Genomic DNA, 11,746 nt, shown 5'->3' on the forward strand with positions numbered 1-11,746 from the left:
TTTACTCGTCTGGGGTTACTCGGCAAGTGAGTAACTATGAGCATCCTCGTCACCGGCGGAGACGGCTACATCGGGTGGCCGACCGCACTGCGGATCGCATCGCGCACGGACGACCGTGTCGTCCTCGTCGACAACTTCGGTCGTCGAGAGTGGGTCTCCTCGGTCGGTTCGAAGAGCGCGACCCCCATCGCGGATATGGACGAGCGCATCGACGCCGCCAGCGAGGTCCACGGCCTCGACAACCTCTCGTTCGTCGAGGGCGACCTCGTCGACCGGGCGGTCGTCGACCGCATCCTGCAGGTCCACGAACCCCACACCGTCGTCCACACGGCCGCTCAGCCGAGCGCGCCGTACTCACAGATCAACGGCGAGCGTGCGAACTTCACGCAGCACAACAACCTGCAGGCGACGCGCAACCTCGTCTGGGGGCTGAAGGAGAACGACATGACCGACACGCACCTCGTCGAGACGACCACCACGGGCGTCTACGGTGCGCCGTCGTTCCCCATCCCCGAGGGTGACGCGACGATGGAGAACATGGGGGAGAGCGACACGGTCCCGTATCCGGCGATGGCCGGTAGCTGGTACCACCTCACCAAGAGCCACGACGCGGCGAACCTGCGTCTGGCGCACAAGCAGTTCGACATCCCCGTCTCGGACGTCCGGACGGCCATCGTCTACGGCACCGAGACCGAGGAGACACGCGAGGACGACCGCCTGAAGACACGCTTCGACTTCGACTACTACTTCGGCGTCGTCGCCCACCGCTTCGCGGCACAGGCGGTCGCCGGCTACCCGCTCACCGTCTACGGGAAGGGCGAGCAGCGCAAACCGTTCGTCTCGCTCGAAGACACCGTCGAGGGTCTCGCGCGGCTCGCCCTCGCCGACCCCGACGAACGCGAACACGACCACGAGGTCTATAACCAGGTCACCGACCCCATCAGCATCGTCGGCATGGCCGAGACTATCGCCGAGGTGGCCCGCGAGTTCGACTACGACGGCGAGGTCATGCACGTCGAGAACCCACGCGACGAGGACGAGACCCACCAGATGGAGATCGTCAACGACCGCTACATGAGCCTCATCGGCGAGCAGCGCACGACGTTCGAGGAGGGGATCCGCGACGTCTTCGAGACGCTGAGCCAGTACGAGAACACCATCGTCACCCACGAGGACCGCTTCCTCCCCAGCGTGCTGGAGGAGTAGATGGACGTCCTCGTCACCGGCGGTCTGGGCTACATCGGCAGCGTCCTGCTGCCGTTGCTGGACGGCGACGAGCGTGTCGACCGGGTCGCCGTCGTCGACAACCTCTCGCTCGGCTCGCCGCGCTCGCTGAAGGGGTCGCTGACCGACAGCATCGACTTCCGTCGCGGCGACGTGCGCGAGTACGGCGACGTCGAGAACGCGATGCGCGACTGCGATACGGTCGTGCACCTCGCGGCCATCACGGGCGCATCGAGCACCCACGACCGCCGCGAGGAGACGTTCGCCGTCAACTACGACGGCACCGAGAACGTGCTGACGGCGGCCGGGAAACTCGGCGTCGAGAACGTCGTCCTCGCGTCGTCGTGTAACCTCTACGGCCGCGCGGCGTCGATGGACCTCGACGAGACGGTCGAGGCCGACCCCATCAACCCCTACGCCGAGACGAAACTCCAGTCGGAGGACCTGCTCCGGGAGGCGATGGAGGAGTTCGGGATGGACGGCACCGCCCTGCGGATGGCGACGAACTACGGCGACTCTCCAGGGGTTCGGTTCAACCTCGTCGTCAACACGTTCGTCTTCCGGGCGCTCACCGACCGTGCGCTCACCGTCTACGGCGACGGCACGAACTGGCGGCCGTTCATCCACGTCCGGGACGCCGCTCGCGCCTACGCCCACGCCGCCCTCGAACCGGACGCGTGGGACGACGTCGTCTACAACGTCGGGTCGAACGAGGGTAACTTCCGGATATCCGACATCGCCGAGACCGTCAGCGAGGAGGTCGCTCCCGTCGACGTGACCTACCTCGAAGACGAACACCCCGGCCCGTCGTACCACGTGAACTTCGACCGTATCGCCGAGACCGGCTACGAGACCGAGTGGACGCTCCGCGAGGGAATTCACGACCTCGCGGACGCGTTCAGACCCGCAGACACTACCGCGACCCAATGAGCGACACCGACCCCGCAGCAGACGCCAGCACCGCATCCGACTCCCCACACGTCGCCGTCACCGGCGCGGCGGGCTACATCGGCAGTCGCCTCGTCGCCGACCTCCAGCGCGAACACCCCGACTGGGAGGTGACCGCACTCGACAACTTCTATCTCGGGCAGGTCCGCTCCATCGGCGACAGCGACATCGAACACGTCGACATCCGTCACCGCGAGGAGTTGGAAGCCGCACTCGACGGCGTCGACGCCGTCGTCCACCTCGCCGCACTCAGCGGCGTCCCCGACTGCGATGAGAACCCGGACCGCGCCTACGAGGTGAACGTGCAGGGCACCGAGAACGTCGCGTGGTTCTGCCGGAAGACGGGCGCGGCGCTCGCGTTCCCGTTCTCGATGGCGGTCATCGGCGACCCCGACGAGTTCCCCATCACGACCGACCTCGAACGCGACCCGCTGAACTGGTACGGGCGGACGAAGGTGCTCAACGAGACGGCCATCGAGTGGTACGCCGACGGCGCGTTCCCCGCGAACATGTTCATGGTCGCCAACCTCTACGGCGAACACGAACTCGACGGAGCCACCGTCTCGAAGGGGACGGTCATCAACTTCTTCGTCAACCGTGCACTGGCGGGCGAGACGCTCACCGTCTACGAACCCGGCACGCAGTCCCGGAACTTCGTCCACGTCAAGGACGTCGCCCGCGCGTTCCGGCAGAGCACCGAACGCCTGCTCGACCAGCGTGCGGCGGGCGAGACGGGCGTCGAGAAGTACGAGGTCGCCACCGACGAGGACCCCAGCGTCGAGGCCATCGCCGAGACGGTCCAGCGCATCGCCCGCGAGGAGCGCGACGTCGACGTCGACATCGAACCCGTCGAGAACCCACGGAGCGGCGAGACGCTGGTGGACTCCTTCGAGGTCGACTGGTCGGCCGCCCGCGACCGTCTCGGGTGGGAGCCACGGGAGAGCGTCGAGGAGTCGATTCGCGGCCTGCTACGGGAGTAGCCGTCGTCAGTTCTCGCCGTCTCCGTCCACGACAGTCGCCGCGATAGCGAGCAGTTCGTTCTTCGTCAACCCACCACTGCCGCCCTCGGGGTCGTCGTCGTCGCGCTCACCGATTCGCCAGCGGATGCCGGCGCGCATCTGCGCCTTCGAGGGCCGCGCCGCCGACTCGGAGAGATAGCCGAGGGCCACGGCGATGGCCTCCAACTCCTCTTTCGTGAACCCGACGTTCTCGATGCGTTCGTGCCGACCGACGGCCGTGCGAATGTCGTTGCGGAGTTCGTGGACGGTAGCCATGGCGTCACTACTGCGAGTCGGGTGATGGAGCTTTGGAGTCGCGGACGGCGGAGCACGGGCCGTCGCCTCGTTGCCCGGTCTCAGGCGTCGTCGGCTTCGACCGATAGCTCCTCGTCGCCGTCCTCACCGTCGTTACCGTCCTTCTCGGCCTCTTCGGCCTCTTCGGCTTCCTTCGCGGCCGCTCGCGCTTCGCGTTCCTCGCGGAGACGGTTCTCGGCGCGGTCACGGTCCTCGGGGTAGCCCACGTCCGCTCGCCAGCCGTCCATCCGGATGGCGTCGATGGTCCGCCCGGACTGGAGCAGGAGGTTGATGGCGTCGGAGAGTTCGTACTCGTCGCGGTTCGACGGCTGGACGAGGTGACAGGCGTGGAAGATGGAGGGCGTGAACGTGTAGAACCCCGTCATCACGAGGTTCGTCGGCGGGTCCTCGGGTTTCTCCATCACCTCGACGATCTCGCCGTAGTCGTTGGTGTCACAGACGCCGTAGCGACCCGCTTCCTCCCACGGCACCTCCTCGACGAGGAAGGCGGCGTCGGCGCGGTCTTCCTGCTGGCGGTTGACGACGTCCGCGAGGTTCGCGCTGAAGATGTTGTCCCCGAGGATGAGCATGAAGTCGTCGTCGATGTGCTCCTCGACGGTCAGCAGGGCGTGGGCCAGTCCCAGCGCCTCGCGCTGGTGGGAGTACGTGATGGGGATGCCCTCGTACTCGTCGCCGTAGTAGCTGATGATCTTCTCTTTCATGTAGCCGACGACGACGAGGAGTTCGTCCGCGCCGAGGTCGACGAGGTGGTCGAAACAGTGCGTGAGGATGGGCTTGCCGTCGACTTCGACCATCGCTTTCGGCTTGTCCTCGGTCAACGGACGGAGGCGAGTCCCTTCGCCCGCGGCGAGTACGACTGCTTTCATTACCTAGCGCGAAACGGCCCGCAGGTAAAAAGATTCGACTCGGTTCACGACAGTCGGCGAACCGTTTCTCGGGGTAGTCGGTGGCTGACTCGGCGTACTGTGGCTCCTGGCGAACGATAACCACCTCCTTACTAACCCGCCCGGTCTACTCGAACCCACCAATGAACGTCTCCGTCGTCGGGAGCGGCTACGTCGGTACGAGCGTCGCCGCCTGTCTCGCTGACCTCGGCCACGACGTGGTCGCCATCGACATCGACGCCGACATCGTCGAGCGCATCAACGCCGGCGAGTCGCCCATCCACGAACCCGGCCTCCCCGAACGCATCGAGGAACACGCCGGGGGCCGCCTCCGCGCGACCACCGACCACGCCGCACTGCTCGACACCGACCTCACCTTCGTCGCCATGCAGACGCCCTCCCGCGATGACGGCTCTATCGACCTCTCGGTCGTCGAAGCCGGCATGCGCGACGTCGGCGAGACGCTCGCCGAGAAGGAGGGCTACCACCTCGTCGTCGTCAAGTCGACGGTCCTCCCCGGTATGACCGAAGAACGGCTGATCCCCATCCTGGAGGAGGCCTCCGGGAAGACCGCCGGCGAGGAGTTCGGCGTCGCCGTCAACCCCGAGTTCCAGAGTCAGGGAACTGCGGTGGACGACTTCATGAACCCCGACAAACTCGTGTTCGGCACCGACGGGGACGCGCGGGCGCTCTCGTTGCTGAACGACCTCTACGACCCACTGGTCGAGCAGGCCGACGCACGAGCAGAAATCGTCGAGACGGGCCTCCGAGAGGGAGCGATGATAAAGTACGCCAACAACGTCTTCCTCGCGGCCAAGCTCTCGACCATCAACGAGATAGCGAACGTCTGCAAGGAGTACGGTGTCGACTCCTACGAGGTGAGCGAGGCTATCGGCCTCGACGAGCGCATCGGCGCGCCGTTCCTCCGCTCCGGTGCGGGGTGGGGTGGCTCCTGTTTCCCGAAGGACACCGACGCGCTCCGGGCCGCCGCCCGCGAGAAGGAGTACGACCCGGTCCTCCTCGACGCCGTCGTGACGGTCAACGACCGCCAACCCGTCAGGATGGTCGACTTCCTCGAACGCCACACCGACGTCGCGGGCAAGCGCATCGCGGTCCTCGGTCTGGCGTTCAAGCCTCAGACCGACGACATCCGTGGGTCGCGCTCGAAACTCGCCATCGAGGCGCTCGAAGCGCGCGGCGCACAGGTGGTCGCCTTCGACCCGACCGAAGCGGCCGACCACATGGCCGAGCAGTACCCCGACGTGGAGTACGTCGACAGCGCCGCCGCGGCCCTCGACGGTGCTCACGGCGCACTCGTCATGACCGACTGGCCGGAGTTCGCCGCCCTCGACGCCGAGTTCGACGCGATGGCCGACCCCGTCGTCGTCGACGGCCGCCGCATCGTCGAGCGCCGTGAGGGCATCGTCTACGACGGGTTGACCTGGTAATCCGGGAGCGACGGCCGATTCGGCAGCCCACGGGGTGAGGCAGCGCGGGGGCTTTCGAGATATCTCGCCGTCTTCGTCAGCGCTTCTGTCTTCGCCTGCTAGCCGACCCTCTCGCTGAAGTACCCGGCCCGTGACGAACGCTCTATGAACCCCCGCGTCGGCTTCGTCACGCAACTCGGGATGGACCCGCTCGTCGCCATCGAGCGAGCGGGCGCACTGGGCTTCGACTACGTCGAACTGATGCTGGACGGCGAGACGGCACCCCACCGGGTCGCCGACCGGCGCGACGAGTTCGCCGACGCCCTCGACGACGCCGGTCTCGACCTGCTGGTCCACCTCCCGTTCGGTGGCATCGACGTCGCATCACCGTTCGAGGGCCTCCGCGAGGGGTCGGTCCGGGCCATCGAGGACGCCATCGACGTGGCGGCGGCCCTCGGCGCGGAGAAGGGCGTCCTCCACGCCCAGACCGGCGCGTGGCGACCGGCGTGGGACGCCGAGGAACTGCGCCCCCACCTCGTCGAGTCGGTGGGGCACCTCTCGGAGTACGGTGCGGAACGCGAGTTCGAGGTCTGTGTCGAGAACATCCCGCGGGGTCTGTTCTCGACGACGGACGTCCCCGACGTGCTCGCCGAGGCCGACGCGTCGATGACGCTCGACACCGGTCACGCCCGCATCGATGGCTACGACGCCGACGGGATGGCGAACCTCGTCACCGACTCCGGGCGGGTCGACCACGTCCACCTCAACGACACCCGCCGCGCGCGTGACGAACACCTCGCGTTCGGGTCGGGCACCATCGACTTCGGAACCATCCTCGACGCGTTCGACGACGACTGGGCCGGCACGCTCTCGCTGGAGGTGTTCACCCACGACTACGACTACCTCGCGGTGAGCAAAGAGCGACTCGGCGCACTCCTCGACGAACGACGCTGAATCGCCGCCGGAACGAACGGACGAATCGCGGCCCGCTTCAGTCGTCCGTCGGCACCTGCTCGGTTCCGGTCGACTCCGGGGACTCGTCGGACCCTCTCGACCCCGACCGGTCCCACAGCACGAGCAGACTCGGGAGGACGACGACGCTGGCGACGAACGCGTAGACGATGGCGCTGCCCGTCACCAGTCCGAACCGCCGCAGCGACGGGACGAGCGCGAACGTCAGGACGCCGAACCCGCCCGCCGTCGTGACGGCGCTGGCGAGCACCGCACCGCCCGTGCCGCTGACGGTCCGGTCGAGGGCGTCGAACGCCGACCCCGCTTTCGCCCGTTCCTCGACGAACCGTTCGCTGATGTGGATGGCGTAGTCGACGCCGATACCGATGGCGACACTGGCGATGATGACCGTCTCGGTGTTGAACGGGATGCCGACGAGGTACATCGTCCCGAGAATCCAACTGAGCGCGAAGACGACGGGCACCATCGTCACCGCGCCGAGCGTGAGCGTCCCGTACCGCCGGTAGAAGATGGCCGTCAGGAACGCGAGGATAATGCCGAGCGTAATCAGGAACGTCTCGACGAGCGTGCGCAACAGCGACTGCTGGACGAGTTCGGTGACGACGGGCGACCCCGTCGCGGTGACGGTCAGCGCCGACCCCTCTTCGACGGTGGTGGCGACACCGCGCATCTCTTCGGTCACCTCGCCGGTGTCCGCGCCGCCGACGGTGGTGACGCTCATCCGCAACGCCGTATAGCTGGCGGCCTCGCCGCTCCCGCTCCGGGCGACGACGCTCGCGGCCCGGTCGGGGGCGGCGGCGAACAGGCCCTCGTACACCGCGTCGAGGTTCCGGTCGGGGATTGCGTTCCCGTCGGTGTCGGCGGCGGTGAACGTGGCGTCGAACGTCTCGTTGGTCGCGGCCACGTCGCGCATCACCGAGAGCGGGTCGTCGACGCTCGGTTCGCCGTTCGCCAGTTCGATGGCCGTCTCGGTGTCCGCGAGGGCCGCCTCGCCCTCGGCGACCCGTTCGAGCGTGTCGTCGTCGGTGACCGGCCCTTCTAGCAGTATCTCGACGCGCGACCCCGCGTTCGACTGGACGAAGTTGTCGTTGAGGAACAGGGCGTTCTCCCGCAGGTCGTAGTCGCTGGGCTGGAAGGGGCCGGGCAGCGAGTTCATCCACTCCGGTGCGTCACGAGGCAGGAACTCGACGCGGTCCAGCGAGGTGTCGATGTCCGTCGCGGCGTAGCCACCGCCGGCGCTGACGACCAGTGCGACGACGACCACCACGAGGGGGATGCGTCGCGCCGCCCCGGTCCCGACGCTCAGCAGGCGATACGTGAGGCCACCGGTCCCGAACGCGCTCTTCTCGCGCGGGCGGCCGACCCGTTCGAGCAGACCCTCCAGTTCGAGTTTCACCGCCGGGAGCAGGACGACGAAGACGAGGAACGTCGCCACGATACCGACGCCGGCGACGAGACCGAACTCCCGGATGGAGCCGATGTCGCTGGCGAGGTTCGAGAAGAACCCGATGCTCGTCGTGAACGTCGTCGCCGCGAGCGCCGCGGTGACGCCGGCGAGACCGACACCCATCGCGGCACGCGGCGAGTCCGCGTCGGGACGGGCCTCCCGGTAGCGCATCACCACGTGGAGCGCGTAGTCGATGGAGAGGCCGATGAGCAGGAACGGGACGGCGATGAGGATCTGGGTCACCCCGATACCGGCCCACCCCATGAACCCGCCCATCCAGACCAGCACGAGGACGACACCGAGCAGGGCGAGGAGGACGTCCAGCGGGTCGCGGTAGGCGATGACGAGGACGAGCAGGACGAACGCCAGCGCGATGGGCGAGATGATGGCGAAACTCTCGCCGGTCGCCTGCCCGGACTCCTCGTCGACGATACCCTGCCCGAAGACGAAGCCGCGCTCCCCGAACGTCGACTCGACCTCCTCTTGAATGGCGAGCTGTGCGGTGACGGTCCCCTCGGAGAGCGCGTCGCTCTCGGGGTCGGTCTGCTGGAAGGCGAAGAGGATACGGGCGTCCGCGGTCGCGGTGCCCGGTTCGTACTCCGTCGAGACGAGCGTGAACGGGTCGACGCCACCGGGACGCTCCGAATCGGGCGAGAGCACCCGTTCGACTACCTCGGCGACCTCCCCGTCGCTCATCGACTCCAACTGGTCTCTCTGGGCGTCGAGCGACGGCACCACGGGCGGTCCGCCTGCGCTCGTGGCCGTTCCGGTGGTCGTCGTGTTCGACGACACGTTCGTCGCGCTCCCCGCCTCACTCGGTGGGCCGCCACTCGCGTTCGCCCCACTCGTCCCGTTTACCGTTCCGTCCCCACCCGGTGGCGGGCCGCCGGCTCCACCGCCAGCCCGTGCGGCCTCCGCCCGTATCGCGGCGATGGCGACGACGTTCGAGAGGCCGACGGTCGGTTGGTCCTCCGCGAGCGTCGCGTTGATGGATTCGTTCGCACGTAACCGCTGTTGGAGTTCCAGCGTCTCGACGAGCGACGCCCTCGTGAGGACGTTCTCGCCGGTGACGACGATCTGGACTGCCGTCGTGTTCTCGCCCTCGACCGAGAAGTTCGACTCGACGGCGTCGAGTTTCTGGGCCTCGACGGAGTCGCTCTCGAAACTGGCGATGGTCAGTCCGCCCTCGATGCCGGGCGCGCCCGCCCCGACGACGACGGTGGCGACGAGCATCGCCACCGCGAACACCCGACTGTACCGCGTCAGAACGACGGCGTATCTCTCGACGAGTCCCATCACGTACCACCACGGAGGGCGGGGGGCACGATATAGTTGTAGGATTCTACTATCACTCGCTCGCCGTCGGCGGAGGGGGTCGTGGTCGACCGCCGGACGGAAACGGCTTATGTGCTGGCTGGCGGACTGTCGACGAAGCGATGAGCGCACACGAGGCCGTCGAGGGGTTGAAGCGACTCGGACTGTCGAGCTACGAGGCCGGCGTCTTCGTCGCGCTCCAGCGTCTCGCCACCGGGTCCGCGAGCGAGGTGAGTCGCGCGTCGGAGGTGCCACGCTCGCAGGTGTACGGCGCGGCCGAGTCGCTGGCCGAGCGCGGTCTCATCGAGGTGGTCGAGGGGTCGCCGAAACGCTACCGACCGGTGAGTCTCGACACCGCCCGCCGACAGCTACGCGAGCGCATCGACCGCGAGGAGGCCCGAGCCTTCGAGAGTCTGGCGAACCTCCAGGGGACGGACGCCGACACGAGCGACGACGGGGTGGCGACGGTGAAGGGACGACACGCGCTCGACGACCGCATCGCGTCGCTCGTCGGGACCGCCACCGACCGAGTGATGCTGGTCGCGTGGTCCGTCGACCACCTCCCGCCGGCCGTCGAGGAGGCACTCCGCGAGCGCGCCACGGCGGGCGTCACGACGGTCCTCGTCACCGAGGCGTCGTCGCTCGGTGCGCGCCTCGACGACAGCGCAGTGCGGGTCATCGTCGCGCCGTCGAAGCCCACCGGCGGCGTCTCCGGTCGGACGTTACTGGTCGACGAGGACACCGTCTTGCTCTCCGTCGAGTCGGCCGACGAGGACGCCCCGGCCGAGACGGGCCTGTGGACGGCGCACAGCGACATCGGCCACATCCTCGCGCAGTTCGTCCACGCCGGGATGATGTACGGCGTCGAGTCCGAAGGCGGGTGGGCCGCCTCCGACACGACGTTCGACTTCTGAGGGTCGGGCCGGGTCGACGGGTCGACGCCCCGCCGAACGACGGAGGTAAACCCGCAGCGTCACCGTCTTCGATATGCGCCAGTTCATCGTCTCGGGTCACGACGTGCCCACCGACGGCGACTTCTCGCTCGACGACCTGCCGGGTGCGGGCCGCCTCGACGTGCTCTGCCGGTGTGTCAACGCCGCGTTCTTCCTCTCTCACGACATCCGCGAGGAGACACGCTGTCTGCTCGTCCTCGACGACGAGTTCACGGTCCGGTTCGAGGGGTCGGAACTGCGACGGCTCAACCCCGACGAACGCTCGACGGCGGCCCTGATTCGAAACGCGCTCGACCAGCGCGAGGAGGCCATCGGGCACGTGGAAGCCGAGACGTCACCCGGCGTCTCCATCTCCCGGCGTGACTTCGAGACGACGCTCGACTACGCCGAACACGAGGGGACCATCGTCCAACTCCACGAAAACGGCGACCCGCTGGCCGACGTCGACCCCCCCGAACACCCGGTGTACGTCCTCTCGGACCACGGCGCGTTCACGGACCACGAGGCCGACCTGCTCGCCGACCGTGCCGACCGTCGCGTGCGCGTCGGCCCCGAGGTGCTCCACGCGAACCACACCATCGTCGTCGCCCACCACCACCTCGACACCGCTGGCTACACGACGTTCTGAGCGAGACTCCCCGACGAGGTGGTGAGGACGCGGTCGAATCCGCGCACGTATCCGTTGCTGTACCCCTGTTCGGTGTATGCAACGGTATCTCCTCTGGGCGGCGCTCGCGCTGGTCGGCTACTCGCTGTTCACCCCGTTGGCGAAACTCGCCACCGAGAACGCGCCGAGTACGGTCGTCGCACTGGTCGCCAACAGCATGCTCGCGCTGTCGGCGCTCGCCGTCGTCGTCGCCACGGGCGAACAGCCGACGAGGTACCTCACCGGCGACACGCTCTACTACGTCCTCGGCGCGGGCGTCTTCCTCACTATCGGCATCCTCGCGTACTACCAGGCGCTCTCGCTCGGCCCCGCCAGCACCGTCATCCCTATCTTCGGGATGTTCATCGTCGGTTCGTCGGTGCTGAGCTTCCTCTTTCTCGGCGACGAGTTCACCGCGCGGAAGGGGGCGGGTATCCTCCTGGCGGGCGTCGCCGTCTACCTGACCGTCACCGGGTGACTGGGGACGGGGGAACAACGGAAGGGTTAACTTTTCGGTGGCACCATCTGGTGAATGCGGGCCGGTGGGGTAGCCTGGTATCCTTCGGCCTTCGGGTGGCCGTAACCGCAGTTCGAATCTGCGCCGGCCCATAGGATACT

At 67.7% G+C, this 11,746-nt stretch carries 11 protein-coding genes and 1 tRNA gene; 9 read left to right on the forward strand and 3 right to left on the reverse strand.

Annotation, left to right across the window (positions count from 1 at the left end; translation table 11 throughout):
* Positions 1 to 36: 36 nt before the first annotated feature.
* Genes GQS65_RS20355 through GQS65_RS20365 form a run of 3 tightly spaced genes read left to right on the forward strand, consistent with a single transcriptional unit; the run spans position 37 to position 3,152 of the window.
* Positions 37 to 1,206 carry an NAD-dependent epimerase/dehydratase family protein gene (locus GQS65_RS20355; protein WP_158206457.1) on the forward strand — a complete coding sequence of 390 codons (1,170 nt, stop codon included), beginning with the start codon at positions 37 to 39 and terminating at the stop codon, positions 1,204 to 1,206.
* On the forward strand, positions 1,207 to 2,154 hold the full coding sequence (locus tag GQS65_RS20360) for an NAD-dependent epimerase/dehydratase family protein (RefSeq protein ID WP_158206458.1): 948 nt from the start codon (positions 1,207 to 1,209) through the stop codon (positions 2,152 to 2,154).
* Positions 2,151 to 3,152: an NAD-dependent epimerase/dehydratase family protein gene (locus tag GQS65_RS20365; protein ID WP_158206459.1), complete on the forward strand. Its 1,002-nt coding sequence runs from the start codon at positions 2,151 to 2,153 to the stop codon at positions 3,150 to 3,152. The genes GQS65_RS20360 and GQS65_RS20365 overlap by 4 nt, the downstream gene beginning before the upstream one ends.
* Before the next feature lie 6 nt (positions 3,153 to 3,158).
* Here the strand turns inward: GQS65_RS20365 and GQS65_RS20370 are convergent, their stop codons facing one another.
* Together GQS65_RS20370 and aglF are read right to left on the reverse strand one after the other, a co-directional pair.
* Positions 3,159 to 3,446, reverse strand: a complete 288-nt coding sequence (locus tag GQS65_RS20370) for a hypothetical protein (RefSeq protein WP_158206460.1) — start codon at positions 3,444 to 3,446, stop codon at positions 3,159 to 3,161.
* 80 nt (positions 3,447 to 3,526) lie between these two features.
* Positions 3,527 to 4,351 carry a UTP--glucose-1-phosphate uridylyltransferase AglF gene (aglF, locus tag GQS65_RS20375; RefSeq protein WP_158206461.1) on the reverse strand — a complete coding sequence of 275 codons (825 nt, stop codon included), beginning with the start codon at positions 4,349 to 4,351 and terminating at the stop codon, positions 3,527 to 3,529.
* 161 nt (positions 4,352 to 4,512) lie between these two features.
* Between aglF and aglM the strand changes: the two genes are divergently transcribed.
* Entirely contained in the window at positions 4,513 to 5,817 is a 1,305-nt protein-coding gene (gene aglM / locus GQS65_RS20380; RefSeq protein WP_158206462.1) for a UDP-glucose 6-dehydrogenase AglM, read from the forward strand.
* Positions 5,818 to 5,961: 144 nt separating this feature from the next.
* Positions 5,962 to 6,750: a sugar phosphate isomerase/epimerase family protein gene (locus GQS65_RS20385; protein WP_158206463.1), complete on the forward strand. Its 789-nt coding sequence runs from the start codon at positions 5,962 to 5,964 to the stop codon at positions 6,748 to 6,750.
* Positions 6,751 to 6,787: 37 nt separating this feature from the next.
* Here the strand turns inward: GQS65_RS20385 and GQS65_RS20390 are convergent, their stop codons facing one another.
* A complete protein-coding gene (locus tag GQS65_RS20390; protein ID WP_158206464.1) occupies positions 6,788 to 9,511 on the reverse strand; it encodes an efflux RND transporter permease subunit in 2,724 nt (907 codons plus the stop codon).
* Between the two features lie 140 nt (positions 9,512 to 9,651).
* Here GQS65_RS20390 and GQS65_RS20395 point away from each other — a divergent pair, with 140 nt between their 5' ends.
* From GQS65_RS20395 to GQS65_RS20410, 4 genes are all read left to right on the forward strand, one after another.
* Positions 9,652 to 10,443, forward strand: a complete 792-nt coding sequence (locus GQS65_RS20395; RefSeq protein WP_158206465.1) for a TrmB family transcriptional regulator — start codon at positions 9,652 to 9,654, stop codon at positions 10,441 to 10,443.
* A gap of 73 nt (positions 10,444 to 10,516) precedes the next feature.
* Entirely contained in the window at positions 10,517 to 11,110 is a 594-nt protein-coding gene (trmY, locus tag GQS65_RS20400) for a tRNA (pseudouridine(54)-N(1))-methyltransferase TrmY (RefSeq protein ID WP_158206466.1), read from the forward strand.
* A 76-nt stretch (positions 11,111 to 11,186) separates the two neighbouring features.
* Positions 11,187 to 11,606 (forward strand): EamA family transporter, encoded by a 420-nt coding sequence (locus tag GQS65_RS20405; RefSeq protein ID WP_158206467.1) that lies wholly within the window; start codon positions 11,187 to 11,189, stop codon positions 11,604 to 11,606.
* Positions 11,607 to 11,664: 58 nt separating this feature from the next.
* Positions 11,665 to 11,737 (forward strand) — tRNA-Pro (locus GQS65_RS20410).
* Positions 11,738 to 11,746: the final 9 nt, after the last annotated feature.

It is taken from the genome of Halomarina oriensis (genome assembly GCF_009791395.1).
Lineage (GTDB): Archaea > Halobacteriota > Halobacteria > Halobacteriales > Haloarculaceae > Halomarina > Halomarina oriensis.

Coding starts and splice junctions, on each gene's coding strand:
- GQS65_RS20355 (WP_158206457.1), top strand. CDS start 37: ATGAGCATCCTCGTCACCGGCGGAGACGGCTACATCGGGTGGCCGACC.
- GQS65_RS20360 (WP_158206458.1), top strand. CDS start 1,207: ATGGACGTCCTCGTCACCGGCGGTCTGGGCTACATCGGCAGCGTCCTG.
- GQS65_RS20365 (WP_158206459.1), top strand. CDS start 2,151: ATGAGCGACACCGACCCCGCAGCAGACGCCAGCACCGCATCCGACTCC.
- GQS65_RS20370 (WP_158206460.1), bottom strand. CDS start 3,446: ATGGCTACCGTCCACGAACTCCGCAACGACATTCGCACGGCCGTCGGT.
- aglF (WP_158206461.1), bottom strand. CDS start 4,351: ATGAAAGCAGTCGTACTCGCCGCGGGCGAAGGGACTCGCCTCCGTCCG.
- aglM (WP_158206462.1), top strand. CDS start 4,513: ATGAACGTCTCCGTCGTCGGGAGCGGCTACGTCGGTACGAGCGTCGCC.
- GQS65_RS20385 (WP_158206463.1), top strand. CDS start 5,962: ATGAACCCCCGCGTCGGCTTCGTCACGCAACTCGGGATGGACCCGCTC.
- GQS65_RS20390 (WP_158206464.1), bottom strand. CDS start 9,511: ATGGGACTCGTCGAGAGATACGCCGTCGTTCTGACGCGGTACAGTCGG.
- GQS65_RS20395 (WP_158206465.1), top strand. CDS start 9,652: ATGAGCGCACACGAGGCCGTCGAGGGGTTGAAGCGACTCGGACTGTCG.
- trmY (WP_158206466.1), top strand. CDS start 10,517: ATGCGCCAGTTCATCGTCTCGGGTCACGACGTGCCCACCGACGGCGAC.
- GQS65_RS20405 (WP_158206467.1), top strand. CDS start 11,187: ATGCAACGGTATCTCCTCTGGGCGGCGCTCGCGCTGGTCGGCTACTCG.